At 60.7% G+C, this 25,272-nt stretch carries 22 protein-coding genes and 1 pseudogene; 7 read left to right on the top strand and 16 right to left on the bottom strand.

The window, feature by feature from the left end; genetic code table 11:
• Positions 1–156: 156 nt before the first annotated feature.
• Positions 157–762: an SCO family protein gene (locus E3Z29_RS14750; protein WP_003224200.1), complete on the top strand. Its 606-nt coding sequence runs from the start codon at positions 157–159 to the stop codon at positions 760–762.
• On the top strand, positions 762–1,241 hold the full coding sequence (locus E3Z29_RS14745) for a copper chaperone PCu(A)C (protein WP_027613130.1): 480 nt from the start codon (positions 762–764) through the stop codon (positions 1,239–1,241). The genes E3Z29_RS14750 and E3Z29_RS14745 overlap by 1 nt, the downstream gene beginning before the upstream one ends.
• Before the next feature lie 69 nt (positions 1,242–1,310).
• On the opposite strand, the gene E3Z29_RS14740 is transcribed toward E3Z29_RS14745, so the two are convergent.
• Both E3Z29_RS14740 and E3Z29_RS14735 read right to left on the bottom strand, forming a co-directional pair.
• Positions 1,311–1,805 carry a hypothetical protein gene (locus tag E3Z29_RS14740; RefSeq protein ID WP_098968295.1) on the bottom strand — a complete coding sequence of 165 codons (495 nt, stop codon included), beginning with the start codon at positions 1,803–1,805 and terminating at the stop codon, positions 1,311–1,313.
• Between the two features lie 127 nt (positions 1,806–1,932).
• Positions 1,933–2,949, bottom strand: a complete 1,017-nt coding sequence (locus E3Z29_RS14735; protein WP_134786119.1) for an ABC transporter substrate-binding protein — start codon at positions 2,947–2,949, stop codon at positions 1,933–1,935.
• Between the two features lie 309 nt (positions 2,950–3,258).
• Between E3Z29_RS14735 and E3Z29_RS14730 the strand changes: the two genes are divergently transcribed.
• The gene (locus E3Z29_RS14730) at positions 3,259–5,490 is read left to right on the top strand and encodes an LTA synthase family protein (protein WP_134786118.1); all 2,232 of its coding nucleotides are present in this window, start codon (positions 3,259–3,261) and stop codon (positions 5,488–5,490) included.
• Positions 5,491–5,535: 45 nt separating this feature from the next.
• On the opposite strand, the gene E3Z29_RS14725 is transcribed toward E3Z29_RS14730, so the two are convergent.
• Positions 5,536–5,967 (bottom strand): hypothetical protein, encoded by a 432-nt coding sequence (locus E3Z29_RS14725; RefSeq protein ID WP_098968292.1) that lies wholly within the window; start codon positions 5,965–5,967, stop codon positions 5,536–5,538.
• A gap of 360 nt (positions 5,968–6,327) precedes the next feature.
• Between E3Z29_RS14725 and katG the strand changes: the two genes are divergently transcribed.
• Positions 6,328–8,598: a catalase/peroxidase HPI gene (gene katG / locus E3Z29_RS14720; RefSeq protein ID WP_134786117.1), complete on the top strand. Its 2,271-nt coding sequence runs from the start codon at positions 6,328–6,330 to the stop codon at positions 8,596–8,598.
• A gap of 118 nt (positions 8,599–8,716) precedes the next feature.
• Here katG and pepN read toward each other — a convergent pair whose 3' ends face one another.
• The 6 genes from pepN to E3Z29_RS14690 are packed head-to-tail and all read right to left on the bottom strand — an operon-like array spanning position 8,717 to position 15,233.
• Positions 8,717–11,374, bottom strand: coding sequence for an aminopeptidase N (pepN, locus tag E3Z29_RS14715; RefSeq protein WP_134786116.1), 2,658 nt, complete (start codon positions 11,372–11,374; stop codon positions 8,717–8,719).
• A gap of 10 nt (positions 11,375–11,384) precedes the next feature.
• The gene (locus E3Z29_RS14710) at positions 11,385–12,215 is read right to left on the bottom strand and encodes a DUF2797 domain-containing protein (protein WP_027613137.1); all 831 of its coding nucleotides are present in this window, start codon (positions 12,213–12,215) and stop codon (positions 11,385–11,387) included.
• On the bottom strand, positions 12,212–12,472 hold the full coding sequence (locus E3Z29_RS14705; RefSeq protein ID WP_003224178.1) for a YeaC family protein: 261 nt from the start codon (positions 12,470–12,472) through the stop codon (positions 12,212–12,214). The genes E3Z29_RS14710 and E3Z29_RS14705 overlap by 4 nt, the downstream gene beginning before the upstream one ends.
• 33 nt (positions 12,473–12,505) lie before the next feature.
• On the bottom strand, positions 12,506–13,375 hold the full coding sequence (locus tag E3Z29_RS14700) for a rhomboid family intramembrane serine protease (RefSeq protein WP_027613138.1): 870 nt from the start codon (positions 13,373–13,375) through the stop codon (positions 12,506–12,508).
• Positions 13,372–14,346 carry a metallophosphoesterase gene (locus E3Z29_RS14695; RefSeq protein WP_372241222.1) on the bottom strand — a complete coding sequence of 325 codons (975 nt, stop codon included), beginning with the start codon at positions 14,344–14,346 and terminating at the stop codon, positions 13,372–13,374. Before E3Z29_RS14695 ends, E3Z29_RS14700 begins: the two co-directional genes overlap by 4 nt.
• Positions 14,343–15,233 carry an NAD(+) kinase gene (locus E3Z29_RS14690; protein ID WP_003224174.1) on the bottom strand — a complete coding sequence of 297 codons (891 nt, stop codon included), beginning with the start codon at positions 15,231–15,233 and terminating at the stop codon, positions 14,343–14,345. The genes E3Z29_RS14695 and E3Z29_RS14690 overlap by 4 nt, the downstream gene beginning before the upstream one ends.
• A 115-nt stretch (positions 15,234–15,348) precedes the next feature.
• On the opposite strand from E3Z29_RS14690, the gene E3Z29_RS14685 reads away from it, so the two are divergent.
• Positions 15,349–16,299, top strand: coding sequence for a DUF1853 family protein (locus E3Z29_RS14685; RefSeq protein ID WP_134786115.1), 951 nt, complete (start codon positions 15,349–15,351; stop codon positions 16,297–16,299).
• 132 nt (positions 16,300–16,431) lie between these two features.
• On the opposite strand, the gene E3Z29_RS14680 is transcribed toward E3Z29_RS14685, so the two are convergent.
• Together E3Z29_RS14680 and E3Z29_RS14675 are read right to left on the bottom strand one after the other, a co-directional pair.
• Complete coding sequence (locus tag E3Z29_RS14680; protein WP_098968286.1) at positions 16,432–17,715, bottom strand: arsenic transporter; 1,284 nt, start codon at positions 17,713–17,715, stop codon at positions 16,432–16,434.
• A gap of 160 nt (positions 17,716–17,875) precedes the next feature.
• Positions 17,876–18,433 carry an NADPH-dependent FMN reductase gene (locus tag E3Z29_RS14675; protein ID WP_134786114.1) on the bottom strand — a complete coding sequence of 186 codons (558 nt, stop codon included), beginning with the start codon at positions 18,431–18,433 and terminating at the stop codon, positions 17,876–17,878.
• A gap of 183 nt (positions 18,434–18,616) precedes the next feature.
• Here E3Z29_RS14675 and E3Z29_RS14670 point away from each other — a divergent pair, with 183 nt between their 5' ends.
• Both E3Z29_RS14670 and E3Z29_RS14665 read left to right on the top strand, forming a co-directional pair.
• Complete coding sequence (locus E3Z29_RS14670; RefSeq protein ID WP_007965845.1) at positions 18,617–18,847, top strand: hypothetical protein; 231 nt, start codon at positions 18,617–18,619, stop codon at positions 18,845–18,847.
• 85 nt (positions 18,848–18,932) lie between these two features.
• The gene (locus E3Z29_RS14665; protein ID WP_134786113.1) at positions 18,933–19,826 is read left to right on the top strand and encodes a LysR substrate-binding domain-containing protein; all 894 of its coding nucleotides are present in this window, start codon (positions 18,933–18,935) and stop codon (positions 19,824–19,826) included.
• Here the strand turns inward: E3Z29_RS14665 and E3Z29_RS14660 are convergent.
• The 5 genes and pseudogenes from E3Z29_RS14660 to E3Z29_RS14640 form a co-directional block, all read right to left on the bottom strand.
• Positions 19,792–20,406, bottom strand: coding sequence for a GNAT family N-acetyltransferase (locus E3Z29_RS14660; RefSeq protein ID WP_134786112.1), 615 nt, complete (start codon positions 20,404–20,406; stop codon positions 19,792–19,794). The genes E3Z29_RS14665 and E3Z29_RS14660 overlap by 35 nt on opposite strands.
• A gap of 14 nt (positions 20,407–20,420) precedes the next feature.
• Positions 20,421–22,676: an Orn/Lys/Arg decarboxylase N-terminal domain-containing protein gene (locus E3Z29_RS14655; RefSeq protein WP_134786111.1), complete on the bottom strand. Its 2,256-nt coding sequence runs from the start codon at positions 22,674–22,676 to the stop codon at positions 20,421–20,423.
• A 244-nt stretch (positions 22,677–22,920) separates the two neighbouring features.
• On the bottom strand, positions 22,921–23,679 hold the full coding sequence (dnaQ, locus tag E3Z29_RS14650; protein ID WP_027613146.1) for a DNA polymerase III subunit epsilon: 759 nt from the start codon (positions 23,677–23,679) through the stop codon (positions 22,921–22,923).
• Between the two features lie 210 nt (positions 23,680–23,889).
• On the bottom strand, positions 23,890–24,351 hold the full coding sequence (gene rnhA / locus E3Z29_RS14645; RefSeq protein ID WP_003224162.1) for a ribonuclease HI: 462 nt from the start codon (positions 24,349–24,351) through the stop codon (positions 23,890–23,892).
• 92 nt (positions 24,352–24,443) lie between these two features.
• A pseudogene (locus tag E3Z29_RS14640) lies at positions 24,444–25,206 on the bottom strand (methyltransferase domain-containing protein).
• Between the last annotated feature and the right edge of the window lie 66 nt (positions 25,207–25,272).

The raw sequence follows: 25,272 nt of genomic DNA, 5'->3' as shown, positions 1-25,272 counted from the left end.
CCCCTCGTCACTTTTCCTTACACCTTTTGTCGCCCGATCCGACGCCGCGCGGCGATCCGTGGCCGGCGTCTGCCGTCAGTTTGGTATCATGCGCCGCTTTTACGGTTAACCCCCCGCCAGTCCTGCCGACTGACGGGCTGCAAAAGGCGGTATTAGATGACGGCTTTGTTGACTCGCCGCAAGGTGCTTGCGGGAATGGGCGTGCTGGGCCTGGGCCTGCTCGCCGGCTGCGACACCCGTGGCCAACTGTCGTACAAGTACGGCAAGGACCTGAGTGACAAGATCCTCGGACGCACCTTCAAGCTGAAGAACACCGACGGCGAAACCATGACGCTGTCGAGCTTTCGCGGGATGATGCCGATGATCTTCTTCGGCTTCACCCAATGCCCGGCGGTGTGCCCGACCACCCTCGCCCGCGCCGCGCAAATCAAGAAGCTGATGGGCAAGGACGGCGACCGTCTGCAGGTGATCTTCATCACCCTCGACCCGGAACGCGACACGCCGCAGATCCTCGACGCCTACGTCAAAGCCTTCGACCCGAGCTTCGTCGCACTGTACGGCACGCTGGAAGAAACCCAGGCCACCGCCAAGGAATTCGACGTGTTCTTCGAGAAGGTGCCGGCCGGCGACACCTATACGATCTCCCACACATCCACCAGTTACGTCTACGACTCGCGCGGCCAGTTGCGCCTGGGTCTGTCTGTATCGCTTTCGGCACAAGAGTGCACGGAAGATTTGCTCACCGTTATGGAGGTCTGCTGATGCACCCCGTTTTGAACAACATCAAACGCGCCGTTTTCGCCCTGTCCCTGCTGGGCCTGGCGTTTCAAGCCTCGGCTCAGACCAAGGTCGATGATGCCTGGGTGCGTGCGACCGTGCCGACCCAATCGGCCAGCGGCGCGTTCATGACCGTCACCGCGGACAGCGACAGCAAACTGCTGAGCGTGGCCTCGCCAGTGGCCAAGGATGTGCAGATCCACGAAATGTCGATGAAGAACGACGTGATGAGCATGGGCCCGGTCAAATCGGTCGACCTGCCAGCCGGCAAAGCCGTCACCTTCGACCCGAACGGCTACCACGTGATGCTGATGGGCCTGACCGGCCAGCTCAAGGAAGGCGAAAGCGTACCGCTGACCCTGACCGTGGAAAACGCCAAGGGCGAGAAAGAAACCGTCGAAGTCAAAGCCGAAGTGCGTGCGCTGACGCACATGGAAGGCCACGATCACAGCAAGATGCATTGATCTGACTTGGCGGTAATAAAAAGGGGCGGCCTGATTGATGATCAGGTCGCCCCTTTTTTATCGCGCATGTCAGCCGCGCTTGCGGGCCAGTGCATTGCGCACGCTTTCTCTCGACATCCCCGAGCGCGATGCCGCCGCAGTTTTCTCCACGGGCGCCGCCGCCAACTGCTGCTTGCGCTTCAACACCTGACTCCAGCGATAACCGAGATAACCGGCCGCCGCGAAGAATCCCAGCCAACCAGTGATCAGGTTGACCACCGTCCACAGCCCAAGGGTGATCAGTACGGTTTTCCAGGTGAACAGCTTCAGGTTGTTGTCGACGGGCACCGTTTCAACCGGTGCCTGCTGCGCCACTGGAATCTGCTGCACTCCATCCAGATCAAAGCGCAATGAGAAATCCGCCCCCGGTACCTGGACATTTATCTGATTGCCTTCAGCGGTATGCACCCGCACTTCGCCATTGACGACCGACACCGAGCTGAAACTGATCTGGGTTTCGTGATGAATCTCGCCGTTGACCAAGGTCACGACCGTTCGTTGTTCGCCATTGGGGGTGTCGCGCATGTCGATTCCTTGTGAACTCCACGTCGGACGACGTGCGAAGGGAAAGTCCGTTGGGCTCGAATGCTACTGAGTGGCCATAAGGCTGTCCAGAAACAACCACAGGCTTCAACTCTTTGGCGAGCCGTTATCAGCTACCCGCGCCGCCATGCGCCTCTTCAAAAAAGTAATCCTTCCAGCTGCCGGCCTTGTTCTTCAGCACGCCCAGTTCCTGCAATTTCTCGGCATAGATGAACGTGCGCTGCGGCACCACCGTGAAGTCGATTTCCGGGTCTTTGACGATCTGCTCGACCAGCGTCAGCGGCAGCTTCGACTGTTCGACGCGTATGTACGCCTGGGCAGCGGCGGGCTTGTCGGCCTTGATGATTTTTTCCGCTTCGGCCAACGCGTCGTAGAACGCCTTGTAGGTCCTGGGATTTTCGTCGTGGAATTTTTCCGTGGTGTAGAGCACGTTGAAGGTGGCCTGACCGCCGAGCACGTCGTAGGAACTCAGCACTTTGTGCACGTTGGGGTTTTGCAGCGCCTGATACTGGAACGGCGGACTGGAGAAGTGCGAGTTGATTTCCGAACCACCGGCAATCAGCGCCGCCGTGGCGTCCGGATGCGGCAGGCTGACCGAGATGTCGTCAAATTTTTTGTACTGGTCATTGCCGAATTCCTTGGCCGTTTCGATCTGCAGGGTCCGCGACTGGAACCCCACGCCCGCCGCCGGCACGGCGATGCGATCCTTGTCGCTGAAATCCTTCAGGGTCTTGATGTTCGGGTTGTTGGTCAGCAGGTAATTGGGCATCGAGCCGAGCGAGGCAATCGCCTTGACGTTCTGTTTGCCTCGGGTGCGATCCCACACGGTGAGCATCGGCGGCACCCCGGCGGAGACCACGTCCAGCGCGCCGGTCAGCAGCGCTTCGTTCATCGCAGTGGCGCCGGAGATGCTGTTCCAGTCGACCTTGATCTCCAGCCCCTGCGCCTTGCCGTGTTTTTCGATCAACTGCTGATCACGAACCACGTCGAGAATCAGATAACCGATGCCGAATTGCTGGGCGATGCTGATCTTGCCTTCGGCCTGAGCGCCGGTGCTGAACAGCAGACTGCCTGCCAGGGATGCGGCCAACAGAATCAGCGCAGAACGTTTGAACGGTATGGCCATGACAACCTCGCAGTCGGGTGAATTGGCTGAAAGGCCGAACTCTATCGCTATAAAAAACAGAAATTAAATACCGTTATCAAATATCCATAGCACGCTCACGTTTGCCGTCATGCGCTGATTTAAACAGCCTGAAACAATAAATCTGCCATCGATTACACGCTGTGCGTCAGCCGTCAGCGCGCTGACACCAACGCCAGTCACGGCCTCAAGCCCTGCGCCGTGCCTGCGAGAGCAGATCAGCCGTGTGTTTAAAAGGGCGATCAGACAGCCCACCCTTGGTATCATCGCGCACACTTTTATGACGGTTTGATGGCTGGAAGGTCTTTGTTTGTGAGCGTTTTATTGCGTTGGTTACGGCAGCCGCATGCCCGCCTGTTTTCCCTGATTCTGTTGGTGCTGATCGTACCGGTGTGCCTGCGCGCGGCGTTGGGCTGGTCGTCGTCGCTGGGCTATTTATCCGACCTGGCGATTGGCAGTTTGCTGGTGCTGTTGCTGCATCGCCGCGCGTGGTGGCTCGCGTTGCCGTTGCTGCTGTTCTGGGGGTTGCTGGCGGTGGCGACGGCGGAGTTGGTCAGCGCTGTCGGCCGGTTGCCGACCCCATCCGACCTGCATTACCTGATTGACCCGCAGTTCGTGGAAAACTCCACCGGTGGCGGCTTTGCCCATCCGGCGCTGGGCGTTGCCCTGTTGCTGGCGCTGCTGCTCTGGTTGCTGACGCGTTTCGCCAATCGCGCGCAGCCCGCTGCTGCCCTGCCCCGTGCCGTGTGGGCCGCACCGGCGCTGCTGTTCGCCGCGCACTGGGGCGTGCAAAACCAGTGGCCAAGCGAGGAAGATCCGTGGCGCCTGTACAACCTGCCGCATCAGTTGCTCGCCTCGCAAGTCGCCGAGCTGCAGTTGCAGGCCGAGGAGTGGCTGGACGGTGACGTCGAAGAGCCCGCGCCACAGATGGCCGGGTTGACCGATCTGGATCTCAATGGCCACAAGCTGCTGGCCGCACCGGGTCAGGCGCGCAATGTGCTGATCATCGCCCTGGAAGGCATCCCCGGCGCGTACATCCGCGCCAATCGCGAGGCCATCGGCAGTCATTATCAGGAAGACCTGATGCCCCATCTCAGCCGCTGGGCCGAGCGCGGCATGAACACCCCGGATTACGTGCTGCATACGCACCAGACCATTCGCGGCCTGTACGCCATGCTTTGTGGCGATTACGACAAGCTCAACAACGGCACGCCCAAAGGCGTGGAGATGCTCACTCAGCAGGAGCGCAATCAGGCCTGCCTGCCGGCGCAACTGCGGCAGAACGGCTTCAGCACTCATTACCTGCAAGGCGCCGGTCTGCGTTTCATGGCCAAAGACAAGATCATGCCGCACATCGGTTTCGATGCGACCCATGGTCTGGAATGGTTCACCAACGCCAACTATCTGGAGTTCCCGTGGGGCAAGGATGACAAGGCGTTCTTCGAAGGTGCGCTGGATTACGTCGGCCAACTGAAGAAGCAGAAGCAACCGTGGATGCTCACCCTGTTGACCGTCGGCACCCACCAGCCCTACTCCGCACCGGAAGACTATCTGGCGCGCTACGAGACGCCGAAACAGGCCGCCGTCGGTTATCTGGACGATGCGCTGGAGCAGTTCCTCAGCGGCCTCGAACGCCAGGGCGTGCTCAAGGACACGCTGGTGGTGATTACTTCGGACGAATCCCACGGCATCGATGGCGTGCGTCTGGCGTCGTCCTGGGGCTTCAACCTGACGCTGGCGCCGGAACACGAGCAACTGCCGCGACTGAATGCCGGGGTGTATGGGCATGTCGATCTGAGTGCGTCGATCCTCGACTATTTCGATCTGCCGGTGCCGTCGGCGCTGAGCGGCCGTTCGCTGTTTCGCGATTACGACAGCGGACGCGAAATCATGTCCTACACCAACGGTAAACTGCGCTACCACAACGGCCAGGGAATCTTTTCCGAGTGCGACATGCCGCGCCGTTGTCGCTACTACGAAAGCGCCGGTTTCATTGCCGAGCGCGCCACCTTCAAGGGTACCGAAAGCAGCCAGCAGGCCCGACAGATAGCCGCGCGGGCCATGGCGCTGGACCTGTCACTGCTGCGCACCCCGCTCAATCAGCGTTACCAGTTCGGCAGCAACAACGTCATCCCGCTACAGGCGCAGATCAAGGATGACTGGGCCGATAACCTGATCGGTGCGCAATACCTGGAAATGCCCAAGGGCTCGCACACTCGTGTGCGCCTGACCGTGCGCTCGGTGGACCCGCAGCAGGCGGCGTACATTCAGCTCAAGGCCAAGGAGTTCGAACAGGACGTGCAACTGGGCCTGCCGACCGAGATGGTCGCCACAGCCGATCAGCCGCTGGAGATGGATTTCAGCTTCGACAACCCGCAGCAACGCAAGGCTTTCTCGTTTCATTTGCTGGGTTATGGATTGGGTGCGGTCGAGGTCACGGATTTCAGTGTGATTACTGAATTGCCGGGGCAGGAAGATCCGCTGGATGCGTTGCCCGATGATGAGACTGTGCAATCGAGTTGAAATCAGGGAAGGGACGGATTGGCTGGATCCGTCCCTTTACGTTTGCTAAACAAGCTTGATATTAAAATCCCCCTCTATTTCCCCTCCATCAGGAAAATCAAAATAGATCTTTCCTGTAACGCCGACTCGCGCATGTTCCTTTTTCAAGAACGTCAGTTTTGCCCGTCCTGATTTAATAAGTTGATAATTGTCATTGTCAGCCGCGGTCCAACTCAAGTCACCTGTGTAGCACGTCACCTCATGAGGTCCGTCACCAACCAGGCTCTTTGGAACGCAGAAAGCTACATGCCCTCGATTGTTGTCATCAGCTCCAATAATCATGAAGTCATTTGCTGCTATATAAAAAGTCGCATTCTCCTTCGTCGCCGACAAGAAATTTCTTCCACCAATAGATGCACTGAACTCACCATTAGAGCCGCGACCAATCTCCTGCAGCAACGCATCAAGTTGCTCTTTTGTATTAATTGATTTGTTCATCCGAATGCATTCCAAAATAGTTTTATAGTGATGATTGGCTCTCAAAAAATCTTGAGACCGTTGCTTCCGCTGACAAAGCTAATGCGCCATTACTTCGAGCGCTACTGTCATATCTGACAGGCCGCTAGCCCAATTCGAAATAAAAAGTTCAATATTTAAAATCATTAACGGCGTTATCAAACCAGTTTTCGGCAAAGTATCAGCCAGCTATGGAATAGACCCGCGTTACCAGGGTCTCGAAAGACTGCGCCTATCACGCTCCAATAGTCGGCCTATTAGCTGACTGCCCAAGTCGGGTCTAGCCTTACTAGTCCGAAGTCGGCATGAGCCGGCCGCACAAGACCTGATAAGGACTCGAACATGGCAAACGAATCGAAATGCCCGTTCAACCACGCCGCCGGTGGTGGTACGACGAACCGTGACTGGTGGCCGAATCAACTGAACCTGAAGATCCTCAGCCAGCACTCGCCCAAGTCCGATCCGCTGGGCAAGGACTTCGACTACGCCAAAGCCTTCAAAAGCCTGGACTTCCAGGCCCTGAAACAAGACCTGCGTGCGCTGATGACCGACTCCCAGGACTGGTGGCCGGCCGACTTCGGCCACTACGGCCCGCTGTTCATCCGCATGGCCTGGCACAGCGCCGGCACCTATCGCACCGCCGATGGCCGTGGTGGCGCCGGTTCCGGGCAACAGCGTTTCGCTCCGCTCAACAGCTGGCCGGACAACGTCAGCCTCGACAAGGCCCGGCGACTGCTGTGGCCGATCAAACAGAAATACGGCCGCAATATTTCCTGGGCCGACCTGATCGTGCTCACCGGCAACGTCGCGCTGGAGTCGATGGGCTTCAAGACCTTCGGCTTCTCCGGTGGACGTCCCGATGTCTGGGAACCGGACGAAGACGTGTATTGGGGTTCGGAACGCGAATGGCTTGGCGGCGACAGTCGCTACGGCAAAGACAAGTCGGCCATGCAGGAACCGGGTGACGGTACGCTGGTGGCCGAACCGGACCTGCACGGCAAAGAGCAAAGCCGCACCGATCAGGGCGAACGCAATCTGGAAAACCCGCTGGCCGCCGTGCAGATGGGCCTGATCTACGTCAACCCGGAAGGCCCCGAGGGCAACCCGGATCCGGTGACTTCGGGTCGCGATATCCGCGAAACCTTCGGCCGCATGGCCATGAACGACGAAGAAACCGTGGCCCTGATCGCTGGCGGTCACGCCTTCGGCAAGACCCACGGCGCCGGCCCGGCCGATAATGTCGGGCCTGAGCCGGAAGCGGCCGGGCTGGAAGAACAAGGCCTCGGCTGGCGCAACGCATTCGGCACCGGCAAAGGCGCCGACACCATCACCAGCGGCCTCGAAGTCACCTGGACCACGACCCCGACTCAGTGGAGCAACAACTACCTGGAAAACCTGTTCGGTTTCGAGTGGGAACTGTTCAAAAGCCCGGCCGGTGCGCATCAGTGGAAACCAAAAAACGGCGCCGGGGCTGGCACTGTTCCCCATGCGCACGATCCGAGCAAAAAGCTCTCGCCGACCATGCTCACTTCCGACCTGGCGCTGCGTTTCGACCCGATCTACGAGCCGATCGCCCGCCGTTTCCTGGCCAATCCTGATCAATTGGCCGACGCCTTCGCCCGCGCCTGGTACAAACTGATCCACCGCGACATGGGTCCGCTGTCGCGCTACCTCGGCCCGGAACTGCCGAACGAAGAACTGCTGTGGCAAGACCCGATTCCCGATGCCACTCACCCACTGATCGACAGCAACGATGCGGCAGCGCTGAAAAGCAAAGTGCTGGCTTCCGGCCTGTCGGTGTCGCAACTGGTGTCCACCGCCTGGGCCGCGGCATCGACATTCCGTGGTTCGGACAAACGGGGGGGCGCCAACGGCGGACGTCTGCGTCTGGCCCCGCAGAAATTCTGGCAGGCCAACCAGCCGGAGCAACTGGACAAAGTGCTGAAGACCCTGGAGGGCATTCAGAACGAGTTCAACGCCGGATCATCCGGCAAGAAAGTCTCGCTGGCGGATCTGATCGTGCTGGCGGGTAACGCCGGGGTCGAGCAAGCGGCGAAAAACGCCGGGCACTCGGTTTCTGTGCCGTTCAATCCAGGACGCACCGACGCGACTCAGGAGCAAACCGACGTCGAGTCGTTTGGTTTCCTCGAACCGATTGCCGATGGTTTCCGCAACTACAGCAAGGGCAAATACACCGTGTCGGCCGAGGCGCTGCTGATCGACAAGGCGCAATTGCTCACCCTCTCCGCTCCGGAAATGACCGTACTGGTCGGTGGTCTGCGGGTATTGGGGGCGAATGTCGGGCAGAGCCGGCATGGCGTGTTCACCTCGCGCACGGAAACCCTGAGCAACGACTTCTTCACCCACCTGCTGGACATGGGTGTGGAGTGGAAGCCGACGTCGGCAGCGGCGGACGAGTTCGAAGGACGCGACCGTAAAACCGGTAGCGTGAAGTGGACGGCAACGCGGGTTGATCTGGTGTTTGGTTCCAACGCAATACTGCGTGCGCTGGCCGAGGTGTATGCGAGTGCTGACGCGAAAGAGCAGTTCGTCAAAGACTTCGTGGCGGCGTGGGCCAAGGTGATGGAGCTGGATCGATTCGACCTGAAATAACAGAAAACGCAAAAACCTGTGGGAGCTGGCTTGCTCGCGAATGCGGTATACCAGTCGACATCTCCGTGTCTGACACACCGCTTTCGCGAGCAAGCCCGCTCCCACATGTCGTTATGCGTTACGCCAGGCTTTTGCTCACCACTTCATATACGTCGCTGGACAGCTGACCGGAAGCCCGAATCCGCTCCAGCTCAGCCTTCATCAACGCCTGACGGGCGCTGTCGTATTTACGCCAGCGAGTCAGTGGCGCCAGTTGCCGCGAAGCAATCTGCGGGTTGAAGCCGTTCAGTTCGATCACCAGATCCGCGAGGAAGCGGTAGCCCGAACCGTCGGCGGCGTGGAAGTTGATCAGGTTCTGCCCGGCAAACGCACCGACCAGCGCACGCACCTTGTTCGGGTTCTTGATGTTGAACGCCGGGTGCTGCATCAACGCCTTGACCCGCGCCAGACCGCCCGGCAGTGTGCTGCCGGCCTGCACGCTGAACCACTGATCCATGACCAGCGGGTTGTCCTTGAAGTGCTCGGCGAAGCTCGCCAGCGCCAAGGCCTTCTGCTCTTCGAACGGCGAGTTGACCAGCACCGCCAACGCGGTCAGACGCTCGGTCATATTGTCGCTGTTTTCGAACTGCTCAAGGGTCGCGGCCAACACTTCCGGCTTGCCGCTGAGCATCAGGTACGACAGCGCAATGTTCTGCAGCGCACGCCGGGCGAAATGCTCGGCCTCGGCCACATACGGCGTTTGCCTGGACAGGTCGCGGTTGGCCTGATAACGCAGCCACAGCGCTTCGAACAGGTTGTCCGCCAGTTGCTTGCGGGCAAACTCGCGAGCGGTGTGGATCGCCTCGACATCCGCCACTTCGCTGATTTCGGTCAGATACGCTTCGCTCGGCAGCGAGAGCATTTCGGCGACCATGGCCTGATCCAGCGACTCGTCGGACAGCACGGTTTTCAGCGCCGAGATCAGACGCGGATCGAGCACCAGGCTCTCGCCCTTCTGCTGCTGGGCGATCAGCTCCTGCAGGACCTGCACCGACAGCTGCTGACCGGCATCCCAGCGGTTGAAGCCGTCGCTGTCGTGTTGCATCAGGAACATCAACTGGTCACGGTTGTACGGGAAGCTCAGTTTCACCGGTGCCGAGAAACCACGCAGCAACGATGGCAGCGGCTGTTCAGCGATGTCGACGAAGGTGAAGGTCTGCTCAGCCTCGGTCACCGAGATCACGCGGGTTGTGCCTTGCGCCGACGCTTCACCGGCCAGACGCAGCGCGATCTCGTTGCCTTTGCTGTCGAGCAGACCGAGTTCGACCGGAATCACGAAGGGCAGTTTTTCCACTTTGTCCGGGGTTTCCGGGCAGCTCTGGCGGAAGGTCAGGCTGTAGGTTTTCGCTGCGGCGTCGTAGGACTCGCTGACCGCCAGACGCGGCGTCCCGGCCTGGCTGTACCAGCGTTTGAACTGGGTCAGGTCGACACCGTTGGCATCTTCCATGGCCTTGACGAAGTCGTCGCAGGTCACGGCCTGGCCATCATGGCGTTCGAAGTACAGGTCACTGCCCTTGCGGAAGCCTTCGGCGCCCAGCAGGGTGTGAATCATGCCGACCACTTCCGAGCCTTTCTCGTACACGGTCAGGGTGTAGAAGTTGGAAATCTCGATGAAGCTGTCCGGGCGCACCGCGTGGGCCATCGGGCCGGCATCTTCGGCGAACTGGTGGGTACGCAGGTACGCCACGTCCTGGATGCGCTTGACCGTGGCCGAGTTCATGTCCGAGGAGAAACCGGCGTCGCGGAACACGGTGAAGCCTTCCTTGAGCGACAGCTGAAACCAGTCGCGGCAGGTCACGCGGTTGCCCGACCAGTTGTGGAAGTATTCGTGGGCGACGATCGCCTCGACCCGCTGGTGCGCGGCGTCGGTGGCGGTTTCGGCGCGGGCCAGCACGGCGCTGGAGTTGAAGATGTTGAGGCCCTTGTTCTCCATCGCGCCCATGTTGAAGTCGTTGACGGCGACGATCATGAAGATGTCCAGATCGTACTCGCGACCGTAGACCTCTTCGTCCCAGCGCATCGACTTCTTCAGGCTGTTCATCGCGTGCTGGCACTTGTCGATGTTTTCCGGCTCGACGTAAATGCGCAGTGCAACATTGCGATTGGTCATGGTGGTGAAGGTGTCTTCGACACACCACAAATCACCGGCCACCAGCGCGAACAGGTACGCCGGTTTCATGAACGGGTCTTCCCAGGTCGCCCAGTGTCGGCCGTCTTCGCCCGGGCCGGAGGCAATCGGGTTGCCGTTGGACAGCAGCACCGGATAGCTGTGCTGCTCGGCGACCACCGTGGTGGTGAACTTGCTCATCACGTCCGGGCGGTCGAGGTAATAGGTGATCTTGCGGAAGCCTTCGGCTTCGCACTGGGTACAGAACATCGTGCCGGACTTGTACAGGCCTTCCAGCGCGGTATTGGTTTCCGGATGGATCCTGACGCTGGTGTCGACGGTGAAGCTGGCGCTGGCCGGTTGCAGGGTCAGGGTGTTTTCGCTCAGCTGATAATCGCCGGCGCTCAGTTCCTGGTCGGCCAGGGTTACCGACAGCAGTTCCAGCTGCTGGCCGTCGAGCACCAGCGGCGGCAGGCCCGGGCCACGCTCCGGGTTGCGGCGCATCACCAGTTGCGCGTGGACCAGGCTGTGGTCCTCGAACAGCTCGAAGGTCAGGTGCGTCTCGTCGATCAGGTACTCGGGGGCCTGATAGTCCTTCAGGTAAATCATCTTCGGTTGTTCGGTGCGCATGCTGGAATCCTTATTGATGCACGGCGAGCTGATAGGCCGTGTATTTACGAATGTTGATCACGCCGGTGTCAAAAATCAGGTACTGACCCTTGATTCCCAGCAGCGTGCCTTCGGCAATCGGGTTCTTGTCCAGGTTGAAGCTGACGATTTTGGCCGGGTATTGCTCGACCGGATAGCGGATTTCGAGAGGTTCTACATCGGCAATCGTCTGAATTGCCTGTAGGCCGAATCGCTGTTGCAGGCCTTGCAAGCCCTCGGCGCAGCTTTCAAACAGCTGGTCGCGCACCTGGGCCAGATCCACCGCCGCCGCATCGCCCTTGAGCAAGGCGCGCCAGTTGGTCTTGTCGGCCACCTGGCTGCGGAACAGGTCTTCGACGAAGCCCGACTGCTGGCGCGTCGATACGCGCATGATCGGCAGCGCCTGACTCGCGCCCTGATCGAGCCAGCGGGTCGGCAACTGCGTGGCGCGGGTGATACCGACCTTGATCCCCGACGAGTTGGCCAGATACACCACATGATCAGTCATGCAGAACTTCTGCCCCCACTCAGGCTCCCGGCAGGTACCGGCCTCGAAGTGACAACGCTCCGGGCTCATGATGCACAGATCGCACTGCGCCAGTTTGGTCATGCACGGGTAGCAGTAACCCTGACTGAAACTGGTTTTGGTCTTGCGCCCGCAATGGGTGCAATGAATCGCCCCCAGGTACTCCAGACGCACCGTGGTGCCGATCATGGGGTTGACCGGGACCTCGACGTCATCCAGACGAAACGCGTATTGCACATTCGGCCCGTCCAGGCGCGCCGACATTTTGCTGATTGCACCGCGGCCAATCTCGATCAATGGATGGCATCCGACTTGAACAGGATGTTCGGTACTTCGATCGACTTCGACGCACATTCCTGCGGGCCCATGTAACCGGTGCGCTGGTCTTCAGGCAGGTTCTGGATTTCCCAGGCGATCATCGCCTGCAGCGACAGCTCGCGCTGTTCGGCGGTGAGTTTGCCGCCGTCGGACCACTTGCCGATTTCCACGGCCAGTTTCAGGCTCTCGTAGATGTCCGGGGTGATGTTCTTGATCATGTCGTTAAAAGAGGACATCAGGGTCTCCGTGCTCTTTATTCACTTAAAATTTCAGGCGGCCAGTTTACGGCGGTTATACAAACCGCCCAACAAACCGGTGAAGCATCCGATGAGTAACCCGCTGACGTGCGCGGCGTTGGCGATCTGGCCGAAACCGATCATCGAGACCAGTCCGGACATGCAAATCACCAGCCACACCAGCATCATCACCAGCACGCCTCGCGGCAGGCGATACGCCGGGTTCGGCGCCAGCAACTGGAAAATCCAGCAATGGCCGAGCAAACCGTAGAGCACGCCGGACAAGCCGCCAAACAGGCTCGGGCCGCTCCAGGCAAACTGCGCGTAGTTCGACACCAGGCTGAACAGCAGGGTCAGTCCGAGCAGGTTGATGCTGCCCTGACGTGACTCGATGCGCCGCCCCAGCTCCCAGTACCACATGCCGTTCATGGCCAGGTGCAGGATGCCGAAGTGCAGCAGCATCGGCGTGAACAGGCGCCACCACTGCCCCGCCGCCAGGCTGTCGGCCAGCGGCGTGAACTGGATGTACTCGCCGACCACGCGGAAGTCGAGGAAGGTCAGCCAGCGAATGGTGTCGAGGTTGTCACCCAGATAGGTCAGGCCACCGACCAGCAGGCTCAGCAGCAGGATCAACCCGGTGGCCTTGGCGTGTTTGAGTTGCTCGGCGAAGCTCGGACGCTTGAAAGTCGGCGCCAGCGGGATGTCCAGTTGCTGATCGGGGTCGCCGGCCGGGAAGCGCTCGTATAGCGAACGCACGTCCTCGCTGATTTCCGAAGGTGCCCACAGCACCTGCTCGCCCGCCTCTTCGCTGACTCGATGCGGCACCTGCATCCGTTGCAGCAGCTTGACGAAACCGCTCAGATCCACCGCCAACGGCAGACGCAATACCGCTACCGCACTCATTGCAGCACCTCCGGCCGCTCGACATCGACCCAGACAAATTTATGCGGATCCAGACGTGTTTCCTGATCCAGACGATAGGCCACCAGTTTGCCGTAGAGCACCGCGCTGTAATCGAGACAAGCGAGGTTCGGGCGGATCGGCGCCGGTTTGCCGCTGCGCCAGTAGTGGCCGACGAACAGCAACGGCTCGTCAATGCCGTAGCGCAGCAGATTGTTTTTTTCGCTGGAGGTCAGCGGCTTCTGCGCCACCGGCTCCGGCAATGCATCCGGCTGGAAGACGATGTCGCCGTAGGTTTTCGGGTCGTCTTCCCAGAATTTGGTGCGGAAGAACGAGCGCACCAGACCGTCGCCGCTGGTCATGGTCAAGCCATCCGGCAGGCGCATGTCGGTGCCGCGCAGCAAGCGGTCGAACACGGTGCAGGCGAAACTGCCGGGCACGGCCGAGGCCTGGAGAAAATGCTCGTCGATGCGCGCATCGGGAAACAGCCCGCGTAACGGTTCGATCAGGCTGGCATCCCAACAGGCGTGCACCACACGGAAGCGCCCGGCATCAACCACCAGCGGCAGCTCGTAGAACCAGTTGAGGAAGTCATGCCAGTCGCCCGGATGGTCTTCGAACTGGGTCAGGGTTTCGTGCAGCAGGCGCGCGTGCCGCGGCGTGTGCTCACGGACGAACTGCTTGCCGCTGCCCGGCAGCGCCGGCGTGCTCCAGCCCAGTGCGTTGAATTCGTGGTTGCCCATGATGCACAGCGCCTGCCCGGCCTCGACCATGTCGTGGACGATGTGCAGTGCCTCGCGGATTCGCGGGCCACGGTCGATGATGTCGCCGACGAACACGGCCATGCGCGATGGATGCCGCCAGACCCCGCCCTGCTTGTGATAACCGAGACGGTCAAGCAAGTGTTCGAGGGTCAGGGCGCATCCGTGCACGTCACCAATCAAGTCATAACTGCGCGCGGGATCGAGCATCAGTCGCCTCCACCACCCAACTTGCTGCCCCAGCCGAGCTTGGTCCGGCAGACTTCGTAGTAGTTGTGGTCGAGCGGGTGAATCAGCCGCAGCTTCTGGGCTTTCTTGCTCACGGTGATGGTGTCGCCCGGCGCGCAGGTGAAGTGGTTCTGCCCGTCGCAGGAGACTTGCGGGTAAATCTGCATGTTTTTCGACACGACGATTTTCAGCTCACTGTTGCCATCGACCACAATTGGCCGGCTCGACAACATATGGGGGTACATCGGCACGATCACAATGGCATCGAGCTTGGGATGCATGATCGGCCCGCCAGCGGACAACGCGTACGCGGTGGAACCGGTCGGCGTGGCGACGATCAGGCCGTCGGCCTTCTGGCTGCAGACGAACTGGCCGTCGATGTACAGCTCGAACTCGATCATCCGCGTCGATTTGCCCGGGTGCAGCACCACGTCGTTCAGTGCATCGCCCTGGCCAATGGCCTCGGCATGCCGGCGCACTTCGGCTTGCAGCAGGAAGCGGTTTTCCACCAGATAATGGCCGTCGAGCACCTTGGCCACTTCGACTTCCAGCTCATCGGGGCGAATGTCGGTGAGAAAACCGAGGCTGCCACGGTTGATCCCGAGTACCGGAATATTGTGCTTGGCCAGCGCCCGCGCGGCGCCGAGCAGGCTGCCGTCACCGCCGACGACGATGACCATGTCGCAGACTTCGCCGAGCATCTTGCGCGACGAGGTTTGCAGGCCGTGGCCCGGCAGGACTTCGGCGATGGTGTCTTCGAGAATCACGTGCAGGTGACGATCGAGCAGAAAGCGTTTCAGTCGGCGGACGGTATCCAGCACCTGGGAACTGCCCAGGCGACCGATGATGCCGATATTACGAAATTGCTCCATGGGACCTCTGCGGACAATCGAAAACGCGAAAAACACGATTATGGGCGAAAGCCCGCGATAGACAAAATCCTTTCAGCCTCAAGGGTGCGCGCGTGTTTAAGGCTATGCTCGCAAGATGATCCTGTTTCCCGACCTGCTTCAGTTGCCACACCAATTACGCCATCCCGAAGTGCGTGATCTGGCGTGGGTGATTCTCGCGCCGCCGATGTTGGCCGCAACGCCGTGGCCGCAGCGCCATCCGCTGGCCGGCAGCGACTGGGTCAGTGATCCGCAGCGCCTGGAGCACTGGCTGCGGCAACTTGATCGTGACAGTTATGGTTTGCTGCACTGGCTGTCGCAGGCGCGTACCCGGCGGCTGGGCCTTTATTACGAACGGTTGTGGCAGTTTGCCGTGGAGCATGCGCCGGGCATCGAACTGATTGCCGCCAACCTGCCGATCCGCCGCGAAGGCCACACCCTCGGTGAACTCGACATGCTGCTGCGCGACCGCGACGGCGTGCATCACCTGGAACTGGCGATCAAGCTCTACCTCGGCCCGCAGGAAGGCGACGGCCACGACCCGGCGCAATGGCTGGGGCCGGGTTGTCATGATCGACTGGACCGCAAACTGGCGCATCTGGCCGAACACCAACTGCCGATCTCGGCGCGCCCGGAAAGTCGCGAGGTGCTGGCGAAGCTGGATATCGAGGTGTTCAGTGCGCAGTTGTGGCTGGGCGGTTATCTGCTGTACCCGTGGCCCGGTCAGGCCGAACCACCGAAAGGCGCGCATCCGCAGCACCTGCGTGGCAGTTGGCTGCATCAGAAGGATTGGCCGGCGTTCGTCGCTCAACGTCCGGCCGGGCGCTGGCAACCCCTGCCCCGCCATGCGTGGCTGGCGCCGGCACACTACCCGGCGGATCAGACCTGGAGTGCTGAACATCTGCAGATGTGGCTGGACGACCTGGAACCGATGGCCCCGGCGCAACTGCTGGTGCGCCTGACCGAGAATGCGCAGGGCGAATGGGAAGAGGCGGAGCGGTTGTTTCTGGTGGCGGATCTTTGGCCGAATGTGCCGGGCCAGGCCTGAGTTTCTGCAGTGCCTGGACCGGCCCTTTCGCGAGCAAGCCCGCTCCCACAAGGGGATGGCATTCCAATTTCTACATTTGGAATGCTGCTCAAAATGTGGGAGCGGGCTTGCTCGCGAAGGGGCCAACGCGTTCTAGATGGATAACCGCAACGCCAACGCCGCCAAGGTAATCAACAACACCGGCACCGTCAGGACAATCCCGACCTTGAAGTAATACCCCCAACCAATCCGGATATCCTTGCGCGCCAGCACATGCAGCCACAACAAGGTCGCCAGGCTGCCGATCGGGGTGATTTTCGGCCCCAGATCGCTGCCGATCACGTTGGCGTAGATCATCGCTTCCTTGATCACACCGCTGGCCTGACTGGCATCGATCGACAACAAGCCGATCAGCACTGTCGGCAAGTTGTTCATGATCGATGACAACAACGCCGTCAGCACCCCGGTGCCCAGCGCCGCGCCCCATACGCCGTACCCGGCGAACACATCCAGCCAGCCAGCGAGATACCCGGTCAGCCCGGCATTGCGCAGGCCATACACCACCAGATACATGCCGAGGGAGAAAATCACGATCTGCCACGGCGCTTCTTTCAGCACCTTGCGCGTGGAAATCTTGTGGCCACGGGCGGCGATCCCCAGCAGCAGCGCCGCACAGACCGCCGAGATCGCGCTGATCGGGATGCCCAGCTGTTCGAGGAAGAAGCAGCCGATCAACAGAATCACCAGCACTACCCAACCGGCATAGAACGTGGCCTTATCGTGGATCGCCGTGTGCGGCTGTTCGAGCTGTTCGGGATCGTAAGCCTTAGGGATGTCGCGACGGAAAAACCACATCAGCACGCCCAGCGTCGCGGCCACGCTGACGAAGTTGACCGGCACCATCACCGCCGCATAGCGGTTGAAGCCGATGTGAAAGAAGTCCGCCGAAACGATGTTGACCAGGTTCGACACCACCAGCGGCAGGCTCGCGGTGTCGGCGATGAAGCCGGCGCCCATGACGAACGCCAAGGTCGCCGCCGGGGAAAAGCGCAGCGCCAGCAGCATCGAAATCACGATCGGCGTGAGGATCAGCGCCGCGCCGTCATTGGCGAACAACGCCGACACCAGCGCGCCGAGCAGCACCATGAAGGCAAACAGCTTGCGCCCACTGCCCCGCCCCCAGCGTGCTACATGCAGCGCAGCCCAGGCGAAGAACCCCGCTTCGTCGAGCAACAGGCTGATGATGATCAGCGCAACGAAGGTGCCGGTGGCGTTCCAGATGATCTGCCACACCAGCGGAATATCGCTCAGGTGCACGACGCCGAAGATCAGTGCCAGCACGGCGCCGAGCGTCGCGCTCCAGCCGACCCCGAGGCCTTTGGGTTGCCAGATGACAAGGGTGATGGTCAGCAGGAAGATCAGTGACGCAGCGAGCATTCGCGACAGCCTTCAATTATTCAATGAGTGGAGATCCAAACGTGGGAGCGGGCTTGCTCGCGAAAGCGGTGTGTCAGATGACAACTTTGTGTCTGACACACCGCTTTCGCGAGCAAGCCCGCTCCCACAGGATCTCTGTTTTATCGCAGCTCTGACCAGATTATTTTTTGTGTTGTTCCACAAATTCCCCATACGCATTGATGAAATTCTGCAGGAACGGTTTCACCGACTCGCTCAACTTGCCCGCCTCGTCAAACGCCGAACCCGCGCCACCCAGATACGCTTCCGGCTGCTGCATGCACGGCACATCGAGAAACACGAAGGACTGGCGCAAATGCTGGTTGGCGCCAAAACCGCCGATCGCCCCCGGCGACACGCTGATCACCGCACCCGGTTTGCCGCTCCAGACGGCTTTGCCATACGGCCGTGAACCCACGTCAATCGCATTCTTCAAAGGCGCCGGCACCGAGCGGTTATATTCCGGGGTGACGAACAGCACCGCGTCGGAAGAACCGACTTCCTGGCGGAAAGTGCTGTAGGCTGCCGGCGGTGAATCGCCGTCGATGTCTTCGTTATAGAGTGGCAGGTCGCCAATCTCGACAATCTTCAGTTTGAGGTTCGCCGGTGCCAGTTGGGCCAGCGCCAGCGCGACTTTGCGGTTGATCGATGCTTTGCGCAGGCTGCCGACGACTACAGCGACGTTGTAGACATTGCTCATGGAAGACTCTCGACTGTCGGTGGGAAGAGCCAGTAGTTATAGATGATTCGATGACAGTTTCACCAGCGAGCAAGGGAAATTCATGCGCGCTGATTATTTTTTTCCTGTAGGAAAACTTACAGGGCTTGATGACGGTCTACCAAGCCGCAAATCAAGCGTTTTATCTCCAGAGGTTCTAAGCAGATGGCAGCAGTACTCGTCGGTCAGTTCCATGCAAGAGATGCGGAAGGCCGCGTTTATTCCGTGCATGAGTTCCAGGAATCCACCCCGTCGGCAGACGGTTCCACTGGCTCGGAGCCGATTTACAAACTGGCCATTGGCGATCGCGTCAACAAAGTCAGTGACACCGAGTTTCTCCTGGTTCAGTCAGGTATCACCCTGACCCGCGAGCCTGAGACAACCGTCGCGTCATAACTGGCCGTTATGAGCAGAAGTCATATGCGCAGACTTGGGGTAGGATTCAGCCACTGACCCCACCTGCTGAACATGGACTTCACGCATGCGTTTACGTCATATCGAAGTGATTCAGGCGCTCTTGCAGACCGGTCACCTGGGCACCGCCGCCGAATGGCTGCAGCTCCCGGTGACCGAGGTCGAAGAGCGTTTGCGCGAAGCCGAGAGCGAGCTGGGGTTCATGCTGTTCGCCAGCGTACGCGGCCGGCTGCAATCGACGCCTGAAGCGCGGGCGTTGCAGGTGGAAATCGCTCATGTCTATCAGGCGCTGGAGCCGGTGCAGCGTCTGGCCAGCAGCCTCAAGCAATACCTCGCCCCGCCCCTGCGCATCATCGGCACCCCGCCGCTGGCGCAACAGCTGTTGCCGCAAAGTATCGCGCTGCTGCGCCGACGGTTGCCCGACGCTCCTTGCCGCTTGCTCAGCTCTCCGACCTGCGACATCGTCCGCAGCCTGCTGCTGCGCGAAAGCGATCTGGGCCTGAGCCTGCACGATCCGGAACACCCCGACATCCACTGCCAGCCATTGGCCCACGGCAAGCTGCAACTGCTCGCGCCCCACGGCTGGCTGCAACCGAAGCAGAAATACATTTCCCTGCAGGATCTGGCTGGCCAGGCAATGGTTGGCCTCGAAGGCCACGACCCATTGAGCCCGGCGCTGGAGAACAAACTCCAGGCCCTGCGCCCGGCGCCGAGCATCCAGACCCGAGTACAAACCCATCAGATGATGCGCAGCATGGTCGAGGCCGGCGAAGGCCTGGCCATCGTCGACCCGTTCACCGCCCTCGGCGCGCGGACGAGCGGACTGGATGTCTGCCCATTGTCACCGGCGGTTCCGATCAGCCTGTATGCCCTGACCTACCGACACAGCGCCACGCCCACAGCGATTCAGACGCTGCTGACGATTGTCACGGAACAAGCCGAGGCGATGCTGGCGAGCTGAGCGGGTTTTCCAGCGGGTTATCGAACAGCCGGTACCAGAACAGCGCGATTTCCGCGGTGTTCGGATCAATCCCGCGATAACGTAGATGGTCGATACCACCAATCTCGTAGCCACAACGCTCATACAAACGACAGGCGCCGAGGTTGTTGTTCTGCGTCTCGAGCATGATCCCCGGCAGTTTTTTCTTGCGACTCCAGAACTGCGCGACATCCAGCAGCGCCTTGGCCACACCATGCCGGCGCGCCGGTGCGTGCACCGCGAGTTCATCAATGTGAGCAAAGCCGTTCCAGTTGGTGCTGATCACCAGATGGCCGACCGGCTCGTCATCCAGATACGCCATGAAAATCTCGCTGTCGGCGGCATCGCGATAGCTGCTGAACTCTTCAGGATCAATGCCGTAGCACTTGCGATACGGCACGATCGGCGTCACCGCCCAGCGCTCGACCGGTTGGCCAATGACGGCGGCACCGTACGCGGCGACCTCGAAACTGAAGTCGCTGCCCCAGATGTACGCCGCGAAACCATCGTCGGCGACGCGCACCGACAGCCCTGGGTATTTCGGATTCATGACCGGTTGCATACTCGGAAAAGTCCTCATTCCTTGACGCAATCGACGGTGTACTGCCGTCCATTGCCCTCGTCTTCATGTTGCAGTCCATGCACATCAGCGACAAAACCGGGGAAGCTGCTATCGAACGTGCGGGCAAACTTCAGGTAGTCGATGATCGAGCGGGTTGCCTCGGTAAAGCGCTCCCCCGGCATGATCAACGGAATTCCCGGTGGATACGGCACCAGCATCACCGCCGCGATCCGTCCTTCCAGCTCATCGATCGGCACCGCCTCGACTTCGCCGCGCACCAGATGATCATAGGCATGGGCCGGCTTCATGGCGATTTCCGGCAGTACCGTGTACATGCGCTTCAGATGTTTGGCGGTGGCGTTGCTGCGGTAACAGGCGTGCAGTTGATCGCACAGGTCACGCAGGCCCATGCCGCGATAGCGCGCGGTGTCTTGCTGCGCCACGCAAGGCAGGCAAGTGGCCAGACTGACGTTGGCGTCGTAACTGCGCTTGAATTCCAGCAATTCGGTGAGCAGCGTGCTCCACTTGCCCTTGGTGATGCCCATCGAGAACAGCACCAGGAACGAATACAGCCCGGTCTTCTCCACCACCAGCCCGCGCTCCCAGAGGAACTTGCTGACCACCGCCGCCGGGATGCCCTTCTCGCTCAGCGCGCCACCGGCATTCAACCCGGGCATGACCAGGGTCACTTTGATCGGGTCGAGCAGCACATAGTTGTCACTGACTTCGCCGAAGCCGTGCCAGTCGGCGTCCGGCTGCAGCAGCCAGTCTTCAGTCTGCACCCGGTCGATGCCTTCGACGCCGGGCGGCTGCCAGATCGAGAACCACCAGTCGTCCGCCGCAATGTGCTGGCGCAGATTGGCCAGCGCCCGGCGAAAACTCAGCGCCTCATCGAAGGTTTCCTGCAGCAGCGAGCGCCCGGCCGGGCCTTCCATCATGGCCGAGGCCACATCCAGCGAAGCGATGATGCTGTACTGCGGCGAGGTTGAGATGTGCATCATGAACGCTTCGTTGAAACGGTCACGGTCCAGTTGCCGCGCGCCGCCGTCCTGCACATGAATCATCGAGGCCTGGCTGAATGCGGCGAGCAGCTTGTGCGTGGAATGGGTAGTGAACACGAGTGGGCTGTCTTCTGTGCGCGAGGTGGCCATGCCATAACGCCCGGCGAAGAACTCGTGAAACGCCGCGTAGGCGTACCACGCCTCATCGAAATGCAGCACTTCGACGCTGTTGCCCAGGCTCTGCTTGATCAGCTCGGCGTTGTAGCACAGGCCGTCGTAGGTCGAGTTGGTCACCACCGCCAGTTTGACTTTCGGCGCCCGGCCTTTGGTCAGCGGGCTGGCGTCGATCTTGGCCTGGATCGACTCGCGGCTGAATTCGCTCAGCGGAATCGGGCCGATGATCCCCAGCTCATTGCGCTCCGGGCACAGGTACAGCGGGATCGCGCCGGTCATGATGATCGCGTGCAGCACCGACTTGTGGCAGTTGCGATCGACCAGCACCAGATCATCCCGACCGACCATCGAGTGCCAGACGATCTTGTTGGCGGTCGAGGTGCCATTGATCACGAAAAACGTGTGATCGGCGCCGAAGTTGCGCGCCGCACGCTCTTCGGCCTCAGCCAGCGGGCCGGTGTGATCGAGCAGCGAACCGAGTTCCGGCACCGATACCGACAAGTCCGAACGCAGGGTGTTTTCGCCAAAGAACTGATGAAACGCCTGCCCCACCGGACTCTTGTGATAAGCCACGCCACCGCCATGCCCGGGGGTGTGCCAGGAATAGTTGGAGTCGGCGGTGTGCTGCACCAGCGCCTTGAAAAACGGCGGCAGCAGACCGTCCAGATACTTGCGCGCGGCCCGCGCCACTTGCCGCGCCAGAAACGGCACAGTGTCTTCGAACAGGTAGAGAATGCCGCGCAGTTGATTGAGCTCGGCCATGGCATCGGCGGGGGCGTTTTCCAGGGTGACCTGTTCGCCCAGCGCGAAGATCGGCAGATCCGGCGCCCGCACTCGCGCCAGACCGATCAGTTCAGCCATGTTTTGGAGTAGATGCGAGTTGGTGCTGGCGTCTTCGGCAGCGATCAGCATGCACGCCAGACCATGATGGGTGGAGGCCACCAACCGCCCTTCGGTGTAGTCGATGGCCGAAACGATATTGAAACCTTCCTGCTCCAACTCCCGGGCGATGCCACGGATACGGTCACCGGCGACCGTGTCGGCCTTGATGTCGCGGTGGACGATCAACACCGGAAACTTCAAATCTTTGTACATGAGGCTCAGTGTCCTGAGGCGGCGGATCAAAGTCTGCCAATGCACTCAGGGTAGAGGGTTGCAGCGAAAGTGGCGAGGGTGGCCAGTTGGCTTCATTCAGCCTGACTCGGCTTTTGTGGCGAGGGAGCTTGCTCCCGCTGGGGCGCGAAGCGGCCCCCAGTATTCGTTCAGCATCAATAGTGCATTCAGGTTTTATGACTGCTTCGCAGCCAAGCGGGAGCAAGCTCCCTCGCCACAGAGGGGGTCAAGCTTGAGCATCAGCCTCGGCAATCTGCGTCCACAACGCCGGCCCGCCCGCCGACTTGGCAATGATCTCCAGCCGCGCCATATGCGCCGCCAGTTCCTCTTCCGTCGCCCGAATGATCCGCGCAGGCTGACGACTCGCCGGCAGACGACGGATTTCGGTGGCGGAGTTGTCCGCGCCCTCGCCCGTGCCATTGCCGTCGGAAGCGTTGCCGGCCAGCGACAGACTGGTCTGGCCACCGGTCATGGTCAGGTAGACGTCGGCGAGAATCTCCGAGTCGAGCAAGGCGCCGTGCAGTTCACGGCCGGAGTTGTCGACGCCATAACGTTTGCACAAGGCGTCGAGGCTATTGCGCTGCCCCGGGTGACGTTCCCGGGCCATCATCAGGGTGTCGAGGATGGTGCAGTGCTGCGTGATGTCAGCGCGATCGTGCTGACCCATCAAGGCAAATTCGTTGTTGATGAAGCCAACGTCGAACGCCGCGTTATGGATGATCAGTTGCGCGCCGTTGATGAACTCGAAGAACTCGTCGGCCACTTCGGCGAAACGCGGTTTGCCGACGAGGAATTCGTTGGTGATGCCGTGAACGCCGATCGCGCCTTCGTCACTCTCGCGATCCGGTTGCAGGTAGACGTGAAAATGCCGGCCCGTCAGGCGCCGACCGATCAGTTCGACACAGCCGATTTCAATGATCCGGTGACCATCGGTCACCGGCATGCCGGTGGTTTCGGTATCGAGTACAACGGATCTGGTGGCCATCAGTGTTCAATTCTCAACGGGGTCAATCGTGCAAAAGCGGCGATGTTAACACGCTCGGTGGGGGTGTTTCAGGTAGACCGAGTCGCTCCATTCGCGAGCAAGCCCGCTCCCACAATTGATCTGCGGTGGACACAGTGCTGATGTACGCAGGAGATCCAGTGTGGGAGCGGGCTTGCTCGCGAAGGCCACGACTCGGTGCAACGGAGGGAATCAGCTCTGCTTGTACCCGCGAACTTCATCCACCCCACGGTTGGCCAATTGGTCCGCCCGTTCGTTACCGTGATGACCAATGTGCCCGCGCACCCACTTCCAGGTGACCTTGTGCCGGTTGACCTGCTCGTCCAGCTCTTTCCACAGATCAGCGTTTTTCACCGGCTCTTTCGCCGCCGTCTTCCAGCCGCGCTTTTTCCAGTTGGCCATCCACTCGTTGATGCCCTTCATCACGTATTGCGAGTCGGTCACCAGCAGCACTTCGCACGGCCGTTTCAAGGCTTCGAGGCCACGGATGGCGCCGAGCAGTTCCATGCGGTTGTTGGTGGTATTGGCTTCGCCGCCCCACAGTTCCTTTTCGACGCCCTTGCACACCAGCAAGGCGCCCCAGCCGCCCGGGCCGGGGTTGCCCTTGCAGGCACCGTCGGTGAACAGTTCTACGCTATCGACGCTTTCGCTCATGCCACTCTATCCAGAAAAATGCCTGGCCCCGTCAATCGCGGATCGACGATGGCCGCGGCCGGAACAAGTCCGGCCACTATAAAAAAGAAGGTTTACGGTTCGATACGACGGCGGTTGACCTTGGCCATCGGCAGCGGAATCAATCAGCTTGCCCATCGGCTCGCGGCGCTCCTGACGCACCGGGCGTAGGCCAACCACGATCTTGCGCGCGACCAATAAATAGAAGCCACCGCCCGACAGTTGCCAGTCGCCGGCCTTGCGTTCCCAGCCGGCCAGTCGGGCCTGCCACTTGGGCGACGCGAGCGGCGGACGATAGCACCCGAAGCGGCGTTTCTCCAGCGCAAAGCCCAGCAGATTGAGCCAGTCGGCGACCCGCGATGGCGAGATGCAGCGTGCCTGGCGCAAGGCGTCGTGGGCAAATACGTGGCGCAAACCCCAGGTGCTCCAGGGGTTGATGCCGATGATCAGCAGATGTCCGCCGGGGCGTACGCTGCTCGCCGCTTCGCGCAGCAAACCGTGGGGTGACAGGCAGAAATCCAGACCGTGCTGCAATACCACCACGTCGGCGGCGTGCTCACTCAATGGCCAGGCCTGTTCCTCGCAGACGATCTCGACACCCGGCAACGGTGCGCCGAGCCGCACGTTGCGCTGCACCTGCGGCGCCGACGGCGGGGTCTGGGCCGACGGCCCGTAATGCACCAGATAGCCGCCGAAGAACCGCCCCAACTCGTCTTCGAGCATGCGCCGTTCTTCATCCAGCAGAAATTGCCCGAGCGGGCCGGCCAGCCATTCACGGGCCGCGCCGATCAACGCCAGCCAGTCGGGATCGGCCTGAGCGAACGCTTTATCGGTCATGTCATTCTCCAACGCCGCTAGAAGCTCTAAGATGCGCCAATGTTTTCCGCTTGGCGAATTCCGACG

The sequence above is a fragment of the Pseudomonas sp. S150 genome (genome assembly GCF_004526365.1).
GTDB classification, from domain to species: Bacteria; Pseudomonadota; Gammaproteobacteria; order Pseudomonadales; family Pseudomonadaceae; genus Aquipseudomonas; species Aquipseudomonas putida_A.
Note: the sequence above shows the minus strand (reverse complement) of the source record. Positions and strands in the feature narration are given on the sequence as shown.